Raw genomic sequence first — 17,194 nt, 5'->3', positions numbered from 1 at the left:
GAGGTCACATCGTCACCTTGACCCCGACGGCGGTGACTACCACGTTGATCACGAACAGCGCGAGAAATGAGAACACGACGGTCTCATTGACGGCATTGCCAACACCCGCCGGACCGCCGCCGACCGACGTACCTTTGTAACAGGCGATCAGACCGGCGGTGAGCCCGAACAACGCGGCCTTGATCAGCGACACGATGACGTCTCCCAGCCCGGTCACCAGGGTGAGTCCGGCGACGAACGCCCCGGGGGTAACGTGCTGGAAGAACACCGAGAAGGCGAATCCGCCGGCAATACCGACCAATACCACCAGGGACGACAACAACAGCGCAATGAGTGTCGCGGCCAGCACTCGCGGCACCACCAACGCTTGGGTCGTGTTCACCCCCATCACCCGTAGCGCGTCGAGTTCCTCGCGGATGGTCCGCGCTCCAAGGTCGGCACACATCGCAGTGGCACCGGCTCCCGCGACGACGAGTACGGTCACCATCGGTCCGATCTGGGTGACGGCGCCAAACGCGGCCCCGGTCCCGGAGAAGTCGCCCGCGCCGAATTCGACGAACAGGATGTTGAAGGTGAAAACGGTCAGCACCGTGAACGGAATCGACAGCATCAGTGTCGGAAGCATGGACACTCGGGCGACGAACCAACTCTGCGTGAGGAACTCCCGCCACGCGAACGGACGCTGAAAAGTCAGGAGGAGGGTGTCCAACGCCAGCGCAAAGAAGCCGCCCGCCGCGCGGATAGGGACGGTGACCGCGTTGACCGAAGCGACCATGACTACCTGACCGTCAGACCCGCGTCAACCGGCAGGGTCACACCGGTGATGTACCGTCCCGAGTCCGAGCAGAGGTACACCATGGCCTCAGTGATATCGCTGCACTCGACCACCGGCGTGGGTAGCAGGTTCTCCAGTGCCGCACCCATTTCGGGGTGCTCGACCATATACCGCTCGACCTGAGGGTTCATGATCATCGGCGTGGCGACACCGGTCGGGTGAACTGAGTTGACCCGGATACTGTGCTCGGCGAGCGTGGTTGCGTAATAACGCATCAGACCCACAACGCCGTGTTTGGCAGCGGTATACCCCGCCCCGCCATGGCTTTTCGTCGCGTACCCCGGACCGACCGATTTGAGTCCCGCTGCCGAACTGGTAATCACGATGGCGCCGCCGTCACCGTGTCGCACCAGGGCCGGCAATGCCGCCTCGACCGTGAAGTAAACGCCGTTGAGCATCACGTCGATCGCATGCAGATATGCGTTGAGCTGCTGCGACCTGTCTCCGAAGACCGGCCCGATCCCCGCATTCGCCAGCACGTAGTCGATCCGGCCCAACTCCGCCACTGCGCCATCCAGCACTGCTGTCAGCCGTTGAACATTGCGGACGTCGGCACGTTCAGCGACGATACGACGTCCCGTCCTTTCGACCAGGTTGACCGTCTCATCGAGGTCGTTGACTGTGGCCATTGGATAGTCGACGCTGTCGAGCTGTTCGCACAGGTCGACAGCGATGATGTCGGCGCCTTCCTCGGCGAACCGGACCGCGTGTGCGCGCCCCTGCCCCCTTGCCGCCCCAGTGACAAAGGCCACCTTGCCTTGGAACCGGGTTGTCATCTGCCTGCCCTTCATCGACCGGATCGGTTGCCACGAAACGAGATCGGACACCTACTCAGCCTCATTGTGGTGATGCGCGGCGCATATGGAAGACCCACAGCCAGGTTCGCGCAGGCTGCACAACACGGCTGTGGATCTCTGTGCAGGACGACATGGCCCATGCCAGCCGACGGCGCTTAGCTGCACTCATGGCCTCTGTCCGAATTGACCGCGACGGTCGTGTTGCGCACCTGGTGCTCGCCCGCCCGGAGCGCCGCAACGCACTCGATGAGGAACTCGTCGACGACCTCGATGCGGCCGTGGCCGAACTGGAATCTGCCTCGGGCATCGGCTGCGTGGTGGTTCGCGGTGAGGGACCCGGGTTCAGCTCCGGAATCGATGCCGCCACGCTGGCGAAGCTCGCTACAGCCGAAGGGCTTCGGCGTATTCGCAGCGTTTTCGTTGCCGCCTACGAGCGGCTCGAACGGCTGCCGTTACCGACGGTTGCGAGCGTGCACGGCTGGGCGATCGGTGCCGGATTCGAGCTGGCCTTGGCGTGCGATCTGCGGGTGGTCACCGCGGACGCGACGCTGGGTCTGCCGGAAACCCGGATGGGTGTGGTGCCAGATGTCGGCGGCACCGGCCGGCTGGTGTCGCTGTTGGGCGCCGGCCGGGCCAAAGAACTCATCCTCACGTCGGCGATGATCGACGGAACGCGGGCCGGGCGACTCGGCATCGCCACCCGCGTCACATCGGCTGCCAAGCTGACGGCCGCCACATCCGCACTGACCGACGAACTTTTGGCCTGTTCCACCACCGCCAACGGGCTGGCCAAACGCATCATCGACCGAGCCGCCCGGCCGACGTGGGACGACACGCTCGACGATGAACTCGATGCGCAACTGCTGTGCATCGACACTCCCGAGTTCGCCACCGCCTATCGCCGGTTCCTCGACGCACCAGGTTCCAACACTCCCCAGGCCCGGCGATGAAGCGGATCGAGCTCGAACTGTCCGTCGACGAAACCAAAATTGCGGCATGGCATTACGCCGCCGACGGCATCCATCCTCGACCATGCGTGGTAATGGCGCACGGGTTCTGCGGAACCCGAGACGCGGGTCTGGTGGGTTTCGGCGAACGCTTCGCGGGTGCCGGCATCGATGCCCTGTGCTTCGATTACCGCGGCTTCGGCGCATCCGGCGGCCGCGCGCGCCAGGTCATCGACTTCGCCGGCCAACGTCGCGACTACCACGCCGCCGTCGCCGCGGCACGCGAGCTGCCACACGTGGACGGTGTCGCGATCTGGGGCACGTCGCTGTCGGGTGGACACGTGTTCGCCGTGGCGGCCGAACGACGTGACCTGGTCGCAGCGGTCGCGCTGACTCCGATCGTCGACGGGCTCGCGACCCTGCTGCGGATGCGCCGAGAGATTCCGCCGAGGGCGGCGGTGCAGCTCACCGCGGCCGCGGTACGTGACTCGATCGGCGCCCGCACCGGGCGTTCGCCCGTGCTGCTGCCCGCCGTGGGACCGCCCGGCAGCGCGGCGATGCTCACCACGTCCGACGCGCTACCGGGGTACCTGGCGGCTGCCGCAGACGCGCCGCTGTGGCGCAACGAGTTCGCTGCGCGAATGCTGCTGGCCGTTCCCGGTTACCGGCCGGCCCGGCGCGCCGACCGCATTAGCTGCCCGATGCTGGTGCAGATCGCTGCGGCAGACCGCAACGCCCCGGCCGATCTCGCCCGCGCCGCGGCCCAGCGCGCCCGCGCAGTGGTGCACGAGTACCCAGCTGTCGGCCATTTCGACGTCTATGACCGTGGTCTGGCATTTGAATCCGTTGTCAACCACCAGATCTCGTTCCTGTCATCGCTTGTGGAAAGGACCGCATCATGACCGTTGTCAAGCCTCCCACCCGCGCCTGCGTGATTGGCGCCGGATCGGCTGGTCTGGCCGCGTGCGTCGGGCTGAAGGGTGCCGGGATCGATTTCGATTGCTATGAAAAGAGCGACCGGGTCGGCGGCCTGTGGGTCTTCGACAATCCCAGCGGTACCGCGGCCGCGTATCGCACGCTGAGCTCCAATGCTCCCAAAACGTATATGGGCTATCACGATTTTCCGATGTCGGACCACCTGCCTGCCTACCCCAGCCACTGGGACTTCGCCCGGTACTTCGACGACTATGCGCGACACTTCGGGATCCACCCACACATTCGGTTCCAGACCGAGGTGAGCAACGTGTCACCTGCCCCCGGAAGTGGCTTCTCGGTACGACTGGCCGACGGCCGCACCGAGAACTACGACGCCGTGCTTGTGGCAAACGGTCATCACTGGGACAGACGCATGCCGGAGCCGATGTTCCCCGGAACATTCGACGGCGTCCTGATGCACTCGCGGGACTACCGTGATGCGGCGTTTCTCGCCGGTAAGCGCGTGGTGGTGGTCGGAATCGGCAACAGCGCAGTCGATATCGCGACCGAAGCTGCCCATATGGCCGACGAAACATACCTTTCAGTTCGACGCGGCGCGCACATCATGCCCAAGTATGTCTTCGGGATGGCACCGCCGAACTGGCTGCTGAACTCGGCCTCGCACAAACCCGGTCGCATGATGCTGGGAGCGTTGATGCGACTGGCCAACGGCCGCAGCCAAGACTGCGGGCTGCCGGTGCCGGATCACGCCTTCGGCGACGCTCACCCCACCATGTCGGCATCCGTCATGGACGAGTTGCGGCTGGGCCGGATAACACCCAAACCACAGATCGCCGAACTACTCGGCGACCGTGTCCGGTTCGTCGACGGCTCGCTGGTGGAAGCCGACGTGATCGTGTGCGCTACCGGGTACAAGATCACGTTTCCGTTCTTCGACGAGTCTTACATTTGCGCCCCCGACAACCAGATCGCGTTGTATCAACGCGTGGTGCATCCGGACCGGCCCGGCGTCTTCTTCGTCGGCCTCTGCCAGCCGCTCGGCGCCATTCAACCCCTGGCTGAACTGCAGGGCAAGTGGATCGGCGAACTACTGGCTGGGCGCTCCGCGCTGCCAGACCGCGATGCGATGAACCGTGCGATCGACGCCGATCAACGTTGGCTCGCTAAGCGCTTCGTCGCTTCCACCCGCCATACGGTTCAGGTGGATCACAACCACTACCTCAAGACCTTGCGACGCGAGATGCGGGCCGGACGACGCCGTGCGCGTCGGCTCGGCTCGGACAGCGCCGGTTCGGCGTCCCGCCCGCCCGGATTGGTACCCGTACGGTGACCGGCGCGACAACGGCTCGCCCGCACCGATACCGTGACCGGTAGCATCGTCTCGGTGGTCGATCCGCTCACCGCCCATGATGCGATCATCGAGTGTGCGCATGATCTGGGTGCGCGGCTTGACGACGTCGCCGTGACACTCAGCGAGCAGCTCGCCGGGTCGGTTCCCGAGTTCTTCGAGGACGACGATCTGGTGCGTGACGTCGAGGCCAGCGCCTATGGCAATGTCGCCGCGATGCTTTCGGTGTTCCGTTCGGAGAACGTGGCGGAAGAGGTGGCGATCCGCCCGGAGGTCACCGCGTTCGCCTCCACCGTCGCGCGTCGCCAATTGCCACTCGAATCCCTGATCCAGTCCTACCGGGTTGGCCAGACCCTGTTCTCCCGGCTTTGGATGGATGTCCTCGCCGAACGGCTCACCGAACAAGACGTTTTCATTGAAGCGATCCACCGCAGCTTCGATCAGCTGAACGTGTATCTCGACCGCGTTGTCACACAGTTGGTCTCCGATTACGAACGGGAACGTGATCGTTGGTTGCGAGGAGCGGCGGCGCGTCGCGCCGCACTGGTCGAGCGGCTGCTGCGCGGTGATCGGATACCCGTCGATCACGCCAGCCATCAACTCGATCACGACCTGCGTGCGCCACAGACCGCCCTGATCGCGTGGATGCCTTCACACGGTGAGGTCGAGCAGCAACTCGCGGCGCTGGACGTTTGCCTCACTTCGATCATGTCCGCGGCCGGCGCATCGCGGATGCTGATGCTGCCCGTGGGCACTTGCGCCATGTGGGCGTGGATCGCCGGCGAATTGGACCACGCTCGGCTCGCCGCCGGGGCAGACAAGCTGCCACATCCCGACGTCCTGATCGCGGTCGGTCAGACCGCGCACAGCGACGACGGCTTCCGGATCAGCCATGAGCAGGCATTGCGCACGCGTCGCGTCGCGTCCCGGATGCCGGCACCACCGCGGGTCACGTTGCACGCCGACGTCGCGACCGTCGCATTGCTCGCCCATGATCAAGATGAGGCCCGACGGTTCGTGGCCAGGACGCTCGGCGAACTTGCGGCTAGGACGAGCACCGCCGAGCAGTTGCGGGAAACGCTTTGGGTGTTCTTGCAGGAGGGCGGCAACACCCGCCGAGCCAGCGAACGACTGTTCATGCACCGCAATACCGTGCTGTACCGGCTGCAGCGGATCGAGGCGCTCTTGGGCCATCCGCTGGAAGATCGACGGCTCGATGTCGAGGTGGCCCTGCTGCTCACCACAACATTCGGCGATGAAATGCTGCCGGCCGATCCGCCGGGCGGCTACTGAACCTGCACATCGTGCCCTGCCCAATACCGCTTGCGCAGCTCACGTTTGAGGACTTTTCCGGCTCCGGAGACGGGCAGCGCGTCGACGAACTCGACGCTGCGCGGCGCCTTGTATCCGGCGATGTGGCGCTTGGCGTGTTCGCGGATTTCGTCGCCCGACGTGCGCACGCCGGGTTGCAGCACGATTACAGCGTGCACCCGTTCGCCCCAACCCGGGTCGGGCACCCCGATGACCGCGCACTGCGCCACCGCCGGATTGTGTGCGACGGCGTCTTCCACCTCGACCGAGTACACGTTCTCGCCGCCCGTGACGATCATGTCCTTCATTCGGTCCACGATGAACACATAGCCCTCACCATCCATGTATCCGCCGTCGCCGGTGCGCATCCAGCCATCACGCAGGGCTGCGGCCGTCTGATCGGGTTTGTTCCAATAGCCGGTCATCACATTGCCGCCGCGCACGACGATTTCACCGACCGCGCCCAGCGGCACTTCCGTGCCTTCGTTATCGACGATGCGCACCTCACAGTTGGGCACCGCGCGGCCGGCCGAACGCAGCAGGTGTCTGTCGGTGTGGTCCCCGGGTCCCAGCATCGTCGCGATCGGCGCCAGTTCGGTCATTCCGTAGGCCTGGGTGAAGGAAGTCTGGGGCAGGGCAGCCGTGGCGCGTTCGAGCAATGCCTGCGGGATCGGCGAGGCACCGTACAAAATGGCGCGCAGGCTCGACAGATTGTAGGTACCAAGGTCGGGATGGTCGATGAGCGCCTGCAGCATGGTCGGTACCAACGCGACATCGGTGACGCGCCGGTTCTCGATGGTGGCCAACACCGTGGCCGGATCAAAGCGCGGGACCATCACATGCGTTCCGCCGAGCAGTGTGGCCGCACCCCAGGCGGCGAGGTCGGCGAGGTGAAACATCGGCGCGGCATGCAGGTAACGGGTTTCGCGCTGCGGTTCGAACAGGTAGCCGGAGGCCACAGCGCCCAGCCAGGAGGTCACCATCGCGGCATGTGACAGCATCACCCCCTTGGGGTCTCCGGTGGTCCCGCCCGTGTAGAACAGCCCCGCCAGCGCGTCGCCGCCTCGCCTGGCATCGGATGTGGCCTGCGCGTTGGCGATCAGCTGCTCGTAATCCACCGCATCATCGGGCGGTGGGCCGTCACCGGTGTAGATCACCGCCGGCATCTGCTCGCAGGTCGTTCGGATCTCGGCAAGCATATCGCGGTGCGCCTCGTCCACGATCAGCACGACAGCGCCGGAATCGCGGAGGGCGTAGCTGATTTCGCCGGCGCTCCATCGGATGTTCAGTGGGGCGAGCACGGCATCGGCCCACGGCACCGCGAGCAGGTATTCGTGGTAGCGATCCGAGTTCATCGACAGCATGGCGACTCGATCACCGGTACCCACGCCCAGGCTGCGAAGCCCACCGGCCAGTCTGGCCACCCGCTCGGCAACGGCGCGAAATGTCTGCTCGCGTCCGCCACAGATCGTCATGACCGCATCAGGGCTTTGTTGCACCCCTCGATGCAATCCTTGGGTCAGGTACATTGCTTGGCCTTTCAGCCGATGGCACAGGTTCACCGCCGAGCATAGGAGTTCGGAGGGGCCGCAAAAGCCCAAAGTTGCAACCTGCCAGCGAATCTCGAATAGTTTGGTCAACGGCACAAGCGGTCCGACGGTGGTCAGCCGAAACCCAGCACCGCAGCGCTGACCGCAAGGGCGGCAGCGTCGACATTGGCGAAGACGCGCAGGTGCGGTGTGGCCGCCACGTCGTTGATCACCCCGAGTGCCGCCTGCACCCTGATCCGGCACTGAATCGGGTCCCACCCCGGTTCGACTTGACGGAGCATGTGCACCCACTCGGCGATGTATTCGTGCTGCGCCGCACGGGCCCGGTGTTGTTCCTCGGCCGGAAGCTGACCTACCTCCGAAATGAGCAGGGCAATGGCTTCAGGGGTTTCGAAGACGTATTCGGCGTAGCCGGCCAGCAATCGCTCCAGCGCATCCCGTGGGCCGGCCGCCCGCGCAACCTGTCGACGCATATCCGCATGCAGCAGTTCGCGTCCCCGCGATATCGCCGTCGCGAGGATGTCTTCCTTGGCAGCAAAATGGTTGTAGACACTGGGCCCGGCGATGCCGACGCTGGCCCCGATATCGTCGATGCCAACGCTGGCAAAACCGTTGCGCGCAAACAGCTTCATCGCCGCGTTCAGTATCTCTTCGCGCCGGCTCGGTGACCAGCCGGCTGTGCTATCACCGGTCCGCACAGGTGCGCGCCGCAACCGGGGCACGATCACCCGGATCACCGAGTGCATCATCTCCGTCATCAACCGCACGAACCGATCTGTCGGCAGACTCAGGCTGTGGAAGGACACGCTGGTGGCCACCGCCAGAATGCACCATGCGAGCAGGTCGGCGACTGTGTCGTCAACGCCGCGACGTTGCCGCGCCACCAGTTGTGCCAGCCGGGTCCCGATATCGCGTAACCGGTGCCGCAGAGCGGCGTTGGCCTCAGGCGACAGGTGGCGTGACTCAGCGTGCCAGAGGGCCCCGATAGCGCGGTGCTCCAACATGGTTTCGGCAATCGCGGCAATCGGCTCGGTGGCCGGATCGGCCAGCAGGCGGTCCAGGAGCGCATCAACGACGCCAAGCGCATCCGCCACGACGGCGTAAAGCAGATCCTCTTTGTTGGAAAAATGCCGATACAGGGCCGACGGTCCGATCGCGACCCTTTCGGCGATCTCCTTCATCGAAACTTGTGTATACCCGTTGCAGTAGAACAGGTCTGTAGCCGCAACGATGATGAGGCGGCGGCGATTGGCCGGGCGGGTACCCCGCACTGGAGGATCCGCCGGCGGTCCGTCCGGCCCTGTCACCATTCATCTACCTCGTCATTCGGCTGGCACCCCTTGGCGCACCGCGGCCGATCGTATCCGGTGCGCCGCCGACCCGTACCAGTCACGAGCCGGTCGCAAACCGCCTGATCTTCTCGACCGCGCCGCGATCGCGTAGGGCGAACGACTGTGCACGTGTCTCGGCGAGCAACTGATCTGCGAGGTTCGATGTCACGGCGTTGTCGATCAGCTCGCGGGTTGCCACGACGGGATAGCGGTTTCGGGCCAAATCACCGGCGAGCGTATAGGCCTGGTTCAGGAGTTCATCGTCGGGTACCCACCGCCAGATCAAGCCCCAGCGCTCAGCCTGTTCAGCATCGATTCGGCCGCCGGTAAGCGACATGCCGAGCGCCCGGGCCCGGCCCACCAGCCGGGGCATTATCCAGGTCGAACCGGCGTCGGGCACGATGCCCAGGGAATGCACCTGCGGGACCAGAAAGTACGCCGATTGCGCGGCGATCGTGATGTCGGCGAGCAGGGCCAGGCCCACGCCTCCGCCTGCACACGGTCCGTTCACTGCGACCAGTACGGGTACGGGTGCATCGAGGATGGCACGACACATCGGGTTCAGGCTCGCTGACATCCCGCGCTCTACAGCTGCCGCGAGCTCACCGACATCGGCGTCCAGATCGATCAGGTCCATCCCGGCCGAGAAGCCTCGGCCCGCGCCGGTGATCACCAATGCGCCCACCTCGTCGCTGGCCGTGAGGTCGCCTACAGCGGTGCGGATGTCGTCCATGACCGTCCACGTCAACGCGTTGAGTCGGTGCGGTCGCTGCAACGTGATTGTGGCGATGCCGCCGTGAATACCGATGTGCACCACGGTCAGATGTTGAACCCGCCGGCACAGACCAACGTCTGCCCGCTGACATAGTCGGACTCCGGTGTGCACAGCAGGTAGACCGCGCCTGCGGCCTCTTCCGGGCTCCCGCTGCGGCCCAGAGGGATCGACTGCTCCATCACCGCCAGCAGGTTCGGGTTGACTCCGACCTTGATTGTCCGCCCTGCAACGTCGATGCTGCCGTCACCGTGGGCAGGTGTATCGGTGAGCCTGGTCCGGATCAGCCCGAACGCAACGGTGTTCACCGTGACGTTGTAACGGCCCCACTCCTTGGCGATAGTCTTGGTCAGGCCGGCGACGCCGGCTTTGGCCGCGGCATAGTTGGCCTGGCCGGGATTGCCGCCCAGACCAGCGACCGAGGAGATATTGACGACTTTGCGGCAGGGCACCGCGATACGTTCCGCCTTCGCTGATTTCACGAGTTGCGAGATCACGGGCTGGGCTGCGCGCAGAATCCGGAACGGCGCCTTCAGATGAACGTCGAGGACGGCGTCCCACTGTTCATCGGTCATCTTCTGGATTACCGAATCCCAGGTGTAGCCCGCGTTGTTGACGATGATGTCCAGGCCGCCGAAAGCGTCCACCGCGGCGTTGATGAACGTCTCGGCGAAACCGTCGTCGGTGACGCTGCCCGGTACCGGCACCGCCCTACCGCCTATGCGCTCGATCGCGCGGGCGGTCTCGGCGGCGGGGTCTTCGTCGAGGTCGTTGACAACGACGGCGGCGCCCTCGGTCGCCAGCTTCAGTGCGATGCAGTTGCCGATGCCGCGACCGGCTCCGGTGACGATGGCCACCTTGCCGCTCAGAGTTCCCATCTTGTGCTCCTACAGTTGTTCTCAGATCGCCACAACGGCGTCGCCGGATAGCGTCTCGGTGCCATCGGCCAGCGTGACCGACAACGCAAGGGTGACCCGGCGTTCCCCGTCGACCATGTCGACGGAAACGACGCGTCCGCGGGCGGTCGGCTCGGCGTTTACCGGCGTGATCGCGCAGAACCGGACCCCGTAGGACCGGATGGCTGCCGGTTCTACCCAGCCGGTCAGCAGCCGGGCCAGATAGGCCATCGAGAGCATGCCGTGGGCGAAAACGTCCGGCAGGCCCGCCGACTTCGCGACGTCGATATCGATGTGCATCGGGTTGTGGTCGCCGGAGGCCCCGGCGAACAATGCCAGCGTCGTCCGGCTGACAGCTCCGAGTTGCAATGGAGGAAGTTCGGCGCCGACCTGAGGAACGAACGATTCGACCGTCATTTCATGACCTCCGGGTTCTGAACGACCAGAACAGATTTGAGGTCTGCTACCGTGCTGCCGTCGTGACGGAGGACGGTAGTGTCCTTGACCACGAACTCCAGGGCACCACCTTTCTTGCTGTAGACGTCGACGATCTTGGGCCTGGCCGTCACGACATCCCCGGCATAGGCGAGCGAGTGGTAGACGAACCGCTGTTCGCCGTGCAGCACCCGGCGAAGGTCGATTCCCAGCTCGCTGACCCAGTCGAACGGGTCGGGCCGCTCGAGCTCGATGGCGAACAGAAACGTCGGTGGCGCAGGAAGCCCGGGGTGCCCGGCCGCCTTCGCCAGCTGTTCGTCGATGTAGATCGGGTTGGCTTCGCCGATCGCCTTGGCGAAGAACTTCAGCCGTCCGGCGTCGAGAGCCAGTTCGGTTGGGGGCAGTTCAGTGCCCGTCACGGTCGGGTCGACGGCCACGTCAGGTCACCTTCTCGTACAGGCTTACAACGGCCGCGCCACCTAAACCGATGTTGTGTTGCAACGCAAGTCCGACTCCGTCGACCTGCCGTGCGCCTGCCGTTCCACGCAACTGCCACACCAACTCCGCGCACTGCGCCAACCCGGTGGCGCCCAGCGGGTGCCCCTTGGACAGCAGTCCTCCGGACGGGTTGGTGACGACCCGGCCGCCATAGGTGTTGTCGCCGTCGGCGATGAACTTCTCGGCGGTGCCCTCGGGCGTGAGGCCGAGTGCCTCATAGCTGAGCAGTTCGTTGGTAGTGAAGCAGTCATGCAATTCGACCACTCCGATATCCTCGGGTCCAACACCGGCCGCGTCGTATACCTGCTGCGCCGCGGCTTTGGTCATGTCATAGCCGACGATCTTGATCATCGACCGTTCTGCGAAGCTCGAGGCTGAATCGGTGCTCATCGCCTGGGCGCGCACTGCGACCGTGGCGGCGATGTCGAACTTCTTCGCATAGCTCTCGCTCACCAGAATCGCCGCGGCGGCACCGCATGTCGGCGGACAGCACTGCAGACGGGTCAGCGGGCCGTAGATCGTCGGTGCGGCCAGCACCTCCTCGACCGTGACCGGGTCGCGGAACACGGCGTACCGATTGTACGCCGCGTGCTTGCGCGCCTTGACCGCTATTCGGGCGAAAACCTCCTCGTCCATGCCGTGTCGCTGGCAGTACTCCCGGCCGGCGCCGCCGAAATACTGTGCGGCGAAAGGGGCATCGCTTTCACCTTGGATTCCGTGCACGACCTCGGAGAAACTGTCGAACGGTGTCGGCCTGTCGGTGTAGGCCATCTCCAGCGCACCGTGGCGCATCTGCTCGAACCCCAGCGCGAGGACGACATCGGCGACGCCATGTTCGATGGCTTGACGCGCCAGGAACAGAGCCGAGGAACCAGTGGCGCAGTTGTTGTTGACGTTGACGACGGGAATGCCGGTGGTGCCCAACCGGTACAGCGCGGCTTGTCCCGATGTCGAGTCGCCGTAGACGTACCCGACGTAGGCTTGTTGGACCGCTTGGTAGGCAACTCCCGCGTCGGCCAACGCCGCGCGGGTGGCCTGTTCTCCCATCACATCGTAGGTATCGGTGGTGCGGGGTGTGCGAAACGGAATCATCCCGACGCCGGCGACAAGTACGCGATTTCCCATCAAGGCTCCTGACCGTGGATCTTCCCCGCAGAGACTAGCGGTAATTCACTTAGTCAGCAATATGCGTCAATTATCCACTAAATAGTGGATAATTTGCGGAGCGCAGCTTCGCAGGAAGTGACACGGCTATACCAGATTCACTTCCAGCGCGACGTCGGGAACAGGCGAGTCGGTTGCGTCAGCCTGCTATCGCCCGAAGCGGCTGCGGTAGCGAGCTTTTCGAATGTTGCGGGCCCAGCACGGCGCCACCGTAGGGCCTGGTCAGCAAGCGGCGCGCCACCGCGTTCACCTCATCGAGGGACACGGCTTCGATCTTGGCGAGGGTGTGCTCGATGGTGCGGTGTTCGCCGAAGTTCAACTCGCTGCGGCCGATACGGTTCATCCGCGAACCCGAGTCCTCCAGCCCCAGCACCAGTCCGCCCCGCAGCGAGCCCTTCGAGATGCGGCACTCCGCTTCGGTGAGGCCGTCGCGCGCCACGCTCGCCAGCACGTCGGTGGTCACCGTGACCACGTCGTCGAAGCGCTCGGGTGAGCATGCGGTGTAGATGGACAGCGCACCGCTGTCGGAGAAGGTGTCGACGGTCGAGTACACCGAGTACGCCAGCCCGCGGGCCTCCCGGATCTCTTGGAACAGCCGCGAACTGAGGCCGCCGCCGAGCGCGTTGTTGAGCACCGCCAGCGCCCAGCGATGCTCCCAGTGACGTCCCGGTGTCCGCACGCCCAGCGACAGATGAGTCTGCTCGGAGTCGCGGTTGACCACTTGCAGGCTCGGCTGCCCGCCCACCCGGCCGGTGCCCTTGCGCGGCGGTGTCGGTTTTCGCCCGGAGATCAGCCGCGGCCCGAAGTACTCCCGTACCAGCGCGACGACATCGTCGTGGTCGACGTTTCCGGCGACCGCGACCACCATGCGTTGCGGGGTGTAGCGGCGCACGTGGAATGAGTGCAGCTGCCCGCGGGTCATCGCCGCGACGGAATCCACGCTGCCGATGACCGGGCGGCCGACCGGATGCGCACCGAACATCGCCGCCAGGAATACGTCGCCGAGCGTGTCTTCGGGGTCGTCATCGCGCATCGCGATCTCCTCGAGCACCACATCGCGTTCGACCTCGACGTCGTCGTGCGCGCAGCGGCCGCGCAGCACCACATCGGCGACCAGGTCCACGGCCAACTCCAGGTCGGTGTTGAGCACGTGCGCGTAGTAGCAGGTGTGCTCGCGGGCGGTGAACGCGTTCAGCTCTCCCCCGACGGCGTCCATGGCCTGGGCGATGTCCACCGCCGTGCGCGTCGGCGTCGACTTGAACAGCAGGTGCTCCAGGAAGTGCGCGGCGCCGGCGACGGTCGGTCCCTCGTCTCGGGAGCCGACGTCGACCCACACCCCGACCGATGCCGAATGCACCGACGGGAGGTACTCGGTGACCACCCGCAAGCCGCCCGGCAACAGCGTGCGCCGCACCATCGGGGGGCGGGCGGGCGACGATGTCGTGAGGTCCCGGGCCGATGACTGCGCGTCATCTCCGGCGCGGCGCAACGCCCTAGCTGCTGCCTGTGGCGGCATCTGCCGACGCGGTCTCCGAGTCGGAATCAGCCGGTGCGTCGTCGTCGACGAGGACCAGCGAGATCTTGCCGCGGTTGTCGATGTCGGCGATCTCCACGCGCAGCTTGTCGCCGACCTTGACGACGTCTTCGACCTTGCCGATGCGCTTGCCGCGACCGAGCTTGGAGATGTGCACCAACCCGTCACGGCCCGGCAGCAACGATACGAATGCGCCGAAATCGGTTGTCTTGACGACGGTTCCGAGGAAACGCTCGTTGATCTTGGGCAGCTGCGGGTTGGCGATCGCGTTGATCTTGTCGATCGCGGCCTGCGCCGACGGGCCGTCGGTGGCCCCGACGAACACGGTGCCGTCGTCCTCGATGGAGATCTGCGCACCGGTGTCCTCGGTGATCTGGTTGATGACCTTGCCCTTGGGCCCGATCACCTCGCCGATCTTGTCCACCGGCACCTTGATCGTGGTGATCCGCGGCGCGTACGGGCTCATCTCATCGGGCCCGTCGATCGCCTCGTTCATCACCTCGAGGATGGTCAGCCGCGCGTCCTTGGCCTGCGCCAGCGCTCCGGCGAGCACCTGCGACGGGATGCCGTCGAGCTTGGTGTCGAGCTGCAGCGCGGTGACGAACTCCTTGGTGCCAGCCACCTTGAAGTCCATGTCGCCGAATGCGTCCTCGGCGCCGAGGATGTCGGTCAGCGCGACGAAGCGGCGTTCGACTTTGCCGTCCACTTCAATGTCGTCAGACACCAGGCCCATCGCGATGCCGGCGACCGGCGCCTTCAGCGGCACACCGGCGTTGAGCAGCGCCAGCGTCGACGCGCACACCGAGCCCATCGACGTGGAGCCGTTGGAGCTCAACGCCTCTGAGACCTGGCGGATCGAGTACGGGAACTCCTCGATGCTGGGCAGCACCGGCATCAGCGCCCGCTCGGCCAGCGCGCCGTGGCCGATCTCGCGGCGCTTGGGCGAGCCGACCCGGCCGGTCTCACCGGTCGAGTACGGCGGGAAGTTGTAGTGGTGCATGTAGCGCTTGGAAGTTTCAGGTCCCAGCGAGTCGATCTGCTGGGCCATCTTCATCATGTCCAGCGTGGTGATGCCGAGGATCTGCGTCTCACCGCGCTCGAACAGCGCGCTGCCGTGCGCGCGGGGCACCACGGCCACCTCGGCGCTCAACGCGCGGATATCGGAAATGCCGCGGCCGTCGATGCGGAAATGATCGGTCAGGATGCGTTGGCGCACAAGCTTCTTGGTCAGCGACCGGAACGCCGCGCCGATCTCCTTCTCGCGGCCGGCGTACTGTTCGGCCAGCCGGTCGAGCACCTCGACCTTGATCTCGTCGGTGCGGTCGTTGCGCTCCTGCTTACCGGCGATGGTCAGCGCTTCGGCGAGCGCGTCGTTGGCCACCGAGGCGACGGCGTAGTAGACGTCGTCCTCGTACTCGGGGAACACCGGGTATTCAGCGACCGGCTTGGCGGCGCGTTCGGCCAGCTCCTGCTGAGCGCGCACCAGCGTACTGATGAACGGTTTGGCAGCCTCGAGCCCTTCGGCGACAACGGTTTCCGTCGGCGCCTGCGCTCCCCCCTCGACGAGTTCTATGACGTTGTCGGTGGCTTCGGCCTCGACCATCATGATCGCGACCTCGTCGTCCTGCCCGTCGCTACCGGCGACGACACGGCCGGCGACGACCATGTCGAACACCGCACGCTCGAGCTGCTCGACGGACGGGAACGCCACCCAGGTGCCGTCTATCAGCGCCACCCGCACAGCGCCGATGGGGCCGGAGAACGGCAGCCCGGCCAGCTGGGTGGAGATCGATGCGGCGTTGATCGCCACGACGTCGTAGAGCTGGTTGGGATCCAGCGACATCACCGTGACGACGACCTGGATCTCGTTGCGCAGACCGTCGACGAACGACGGCCGCAGCGGACGGTCGATCAGCCGGCAGGTCAGGATCGCGTCGGTGGACGGACGGCCCTCGCGGCGGAAGAACGAGCCGGGGATGCGGCCGGCGGCATACATGCGCTCTTCGACGTCGACGGTCAGCGGGAAGAAGTCGAAGTGGTCCTTCGGGTTCTTGCTGGCGCTGGTCGCCGACAGCAGCATGGTCTCGTCGTCGAGGTAGGCGACGGCGGAGCCGGCGGCCTGCTGGGCCAGCCGGCCGGTTTCAAAACGGATGGTGCGGGTGCCGAAGCTCCCGTTGTCGATCACGGCGGTGGATTCGAATACGCCGTCTTCGATTTCAACTACAGACATATGCGTCCGTATGGCCTCTCTGGATTCGTCTTCTGCTGTTTCGCGTCGTCACAGCGTAGGAACCACCGGCCTGGATGCGGCTACGGCCATCGATCGAAGCTGCCGGTTCGGTCCCGAAACGGGAAACCCGGCAGCCACTACCGAAGACCGCCCGATCTAGGCGGGTTCCCGATATGACGCGCGGGAGCGGTTCTTGCGGAACTGCGAAAACCGCACCCGGACGTTCGAGCCGGAATGGCTGGTGAACTCATCCATCGTACATTGCAGCAGGTACGGGGCCGACCCCACTGCAGACGACGTCAGCGCCGCAGGCCCAGACGTTCGATCAACGAGCGGTAGCGCTCCACGTCGACCTGTGCGACGTACTTGAGCAGCCGGCGCCTGCGGCCGACCAGCAGCAGCAGCCCACGGCGGGAGTGGTGGTCGTGCTTGTGCACCTTGAGGTGCTCGGTCAGGTCGATGATCCGCTTGGTCAGCAGCGCGACCTGGGCCTCCGGCGAGCCGGTATCAGCCTCATGCAAGCCGTAGGAGGCCAGGATTTCTTTCTTCTCTTCGGCGGTGAGCGCCACGAAGTAACTCCAATTCCATCGGTCCGCGACAAATTTCTTCC

General features: G+C 65.3%; 16 protein-coding genes. 4 read left to right on the top strand and 12 right to left on the bottom strand.

Features of this window, described 5'->3' with window-relative positions:
• Nucleotides 1-4: 4 nt before the first annotated feature.
• Together ABQE44_RS08220 and ABQE44_RS08215 are read right to left on the bottom strand one after the other, a co-directional pair.
• On the bottom strand, nucleotides 5-775 hold the full coding sequence (locus ABQE44_RS08220) for an MlaE family ABC transporter permease (RefSeq protein ID WP_448390994.1): 771 nt from the start codon (nucleotides 773-775) through the stop codon (nucleotides 5-7).
• 2 nt (nucleotides 776-777) lie between these two features.
• A complete protein-coding gene (locus ABQE44_RS08215) occupies nucleotides 778-1,611 on the bottom strand; it encodes a mycofactocin-coupled SDR family oxidoreductase (protein WP_448429243.1) in 834 nt (277 codons plus the stop codon).
• 188 nt (nucleotides 1,612-1,799) lie between these two features.
• Between ABQE44_RS08215 and ABQE44_RS08210 the strand changes: the two genes are divergently transcribed.
• From ABQE44_RS08210 to ABQE44_RS08195, 4 genes are read left to right on the top strand one after another with little or no spacing between them, the layout of a single operon-like run.
• Entirely contained in the window at nucleotides 1,800-2,582 is a 783-nt protein-coding gene (locus ABQE44_RS08210; RefSeq protein WP_448390992.1) for an enoyl-CoA hydratase/isomerase family protein, read from the top strand.
• Nucleotides 2,579-3,481, top strand: coding sequence for an alpha/beta hydrolase (locus tag ABQE44_RS08205; RefSeq protein WP_448429081.1), 903 nt, complete (start codon nucleotides 2,579-2,581; stop codon nucleotides 3,479-3,481). Before ABQE44_RS08210 ends, ABQE44_RS08205 begins: the two co-directional genes overlap by 4 nt.
• The gene (locus ABQE44_RS08200; RefSeq protein WP_448429079.1) at nucleotides 3,478-4,845 is read left to right on the top strand and encodes a flavin-containing monooxygenase; all 1,368 of its coding nucleotides are present in this window, start codon (nucleotides 3,478-3,480) and stop codon (nucleotides 4,843-4,845) included. The genes ABQE44_RS08205 and ABQE44_RS08200 overlap by 4 nt, the downstream gene beginning before the upstream one ends.
• A 54-nt stretch (nucleotides 4,846-4,899) precedes the next feature.
• Nucleotides 4,900-6,156, top strand: coding sequence for a PucR family transcriptional regulator (locus ABQE44_RS08195; protein WP_448429077.1), 1,257 nt, complete (start codon nucleotides 4,900-4,902; stop codon nucleotides 6,154-6,156).
• Here the strand turns inward: ABQE44_RS08195 and ABQE44_RS08190 are convergent.
• The 10 genes from ABQE44_RS08190 to rpsO all read right to left on the bottom strand — a co-directional run bounded on the left by ABQE44_RS08190 (nucleotide 6,150) and on the right by rpsO (nucleotide 17,153).
• Entirely contained in the window at nucleotides 6,150-7,703 is a 1,554-nt protein-coding gene (locus ABQE44_RS08190; protein WP_448390988.1) for an acyl-CoA synthetase, read from the bottom strand. The genes ABQE44_RS08195 and ABQE44_RS08190 overlap by 7 nt on opposite strands.
• Nucleotides 7,704-7,837: 134 nt before the next feature.
• Complete coding sequence (locus ABQE44_RS08185) at nucleotides 7,838-9,034, bottom strand: TetR/AcrR family transcriptional regulator (RefSeq protein WP_448429075.1); 1,197 nt, start codon at nucleotides 9,032-9,034, stop codon at nucleotides 7,838-7,840.
• Nucleotides 9,035-9,113: 79 nt separating this feature from the next.
• Complete coding sequence (locus ABQE44_RS08180; RefSeq protein ID WP_448390986.1) at nucleotides 9,114-9,872, bottom strand: enoyl-CoA hydratase/isomerase family protein; 759 nt, start codon at nucleotides 9,870-9,872, stop codon at nucleotides 9,114-9,116.
• A gap of 2 nt (nucleotides 9,873-9,874) precedes the next feature.
• A complete protein-coding gene (locus ABQE44_RS08175; protein WP_448390985.1) occupies nucleotides 9,875-10,705 on the bottom strand; it encodes an SDR family NAD(P)-dependent oxidoreductase in 831 nt (276 codons plus the stop codon).
• A 21-nt stretch (nucleotides 10,706-10,726) separates the two neighbouring features.
• On the bottom strand, nucleotides 10,727-11,140 hold the full coding sequence (locus tag ABQE44_RS08170) for a MaoC/PaaZ C-terminal domain-containing protein (RefSeq protein WP_448390984.1): 414 nt from the start codon (nucleotides 11,138-11,140) through the stop codon (nucleotides 10,727-10,729).
• The gene (locus tag ABQE44_RS08165) at nucleotides 11,137-11,595 is read right to left on the bottom strand and encodes a MaoC family dehydratase N-terminal domain-containing protein (RefSeq protein ID WP_448390983.1); all 459 of its coding nucleotides are present in this window, start codon (nucleotides 11,593-11,595) and stop codon (nucleotides 11,137-11,139) included. The genes ABQE44_RS08170 and ABQE44_RS08165 overlap by 4 nt, the downstream gene beginning before the upstream one ends.
• Nucleotide 11,596: 1 nt before the next feature.
• Nucleotides 11,597-12,781 carry a lipid-transfer protein gene (locus tag ABQE44_RS08160; RefSeq protein WP_448390982.1) on the bottom strand — a complete coding sequence of 395 codons (1,185 nt, stop codon included), beginning with the start codon at nucleotides 12,779-12,781 and terminating at the stop codon, nucleotides 11,597-11,599.
• 178 nt (nucleotides 12,782-12,959) lie between these two features.
• Nucleotides 12,960-14,237, bottom strand: coding sequence for a M16 family metallopeptidase (locus ABQE44_RS08155; protein ID WP_448391374.1), 1,278 nt, complete (start codon nucleotides 14,235-14,237; stop codon nucleotides 12,960-12,962).
• Nucleotides 14,238-14,313: 76 nt separating this feature from the next.
• Nucleotides 14,314-16,584: a polyribonucleotide nucleotidyltransferase gene (locus ABQE44_RS08150; RefSeq protein WP_448390981.1), complete on the bottom strand. Its 2,271-nt coding sequence runs from the start codon at nucleotides 16,582-16,584 to the stop codon at nucleotides 14,314-14,316.
• Nucleotides 16,585-16,883: 299 nt separating this feature from the next.
• On the bottom strand, nucleotides 16,884-17,153 hold the full coding sequence (rpsO, locus tag ABQE44_RS08145) for a 30S ribosomal protein S15 (protein WP_448429073.1): 270 nt from the start codon (nucleotides 17,151-17,153) through the stop codon (nucleotides 16,884-16,886).
• Nucleotides 17,154-17,194 lie beyond the last annotated feature (41 nt).

Source organism: Mycolicibacterium sp. XJ2546 (assembly GCF_053483195.1).
This window is presented reverse-complemented; position numbering and strand designations above follow the sequence as displayed.

Bases quoted from the DNA above. Each gene is read 5' to 3' on its own strand.
- ABQE44_RS08220 (WP_448390994.1), bottom strand. From the start codon at position 775: ATGGTCGCTTCGGTCAACGCGGTCACCGTCCCTATCCGCGCGGCGGGC.
- ABQE44_RS08215 (WP_448429243.1), bottom strand. From the start codon at position 1,611: ATGACAACCCGGTTCCAAGGCAAGGTGGCCTTTGTCACTGGGGCGGCA.
- ABQE44_RS08210 (WP_448390992.1), top strand. From the start codon at position 1,800: ATGGCCTCTGTCCGAATTGACCGCGACGGTCGTGTTGCGCACCTGGTG.
- ABQE44_RS08205 (WP_448429081.1), top strand. From the start codon at position 2,579: ATGAAGCGGATCGAGCTCGAACTGTCCGTCGACGAAACCAAAATTGCG.
- ABQE44_RS08200 (WP_448429079.1), top strand. From the start codon at position 3,478: ATGACCGTTGTCAAGCCTCCCACCCGCGCCTGCGTGATTGGCGCCGGA.
- ABQE44_RS08190 (WP_448390988.1), bottom strand. From the start codon at position 7,703: ATGTACCTGACCCAAGGATTGCATCGAGGGGTGCAACAAAGCCCTGAT.
- ABQE44_RS08185 (WP_448429075.1), bottom strand. From the start codon at position 9,034: ATGGTGACAGGGCCGGACGGACCGCCGGCGGATCCTCCAGTGCGGGGT.
- ABQE44_RS08175 (WP_448390985.1), bottom strand. From the start codon at position 10,705: ATGGGAACTCTGAGCGGCAAGGTGGCCATCGTCACCGGAGCCGGTCGC.
- ABQE44_RS08170 (WP_448390984.1), bottom strand. From the start codon at position 11,140: ATGACGGTCGAATCGTTCGTTCCTCAGGTCGGCGCCGAACTTCCTCCA.
- ABQE44_RS08160 (WP_448390982.1), bottom strand. From the start codon at position 12,781: ATGGGAAATCGCGTACTTGTCGCCGGCGTCGGGATGATTCCGTTTCGC.
- ABQE44_RS08155 (WP_448391374.1), bottom strand. From the start codon at position 14,237: ATGGTGCGGCGCACGCTGTTGCCGGGCGGCTTGCGGGTGGTCACCGAG.
- ABQE44_RS08150 (WP_448390981.1), bottom strand. From the start codon at position 16,584: ATGTCTGTAGTTGAAATCGAAGACGGCGTATTCGAATCCACCGCCGTG.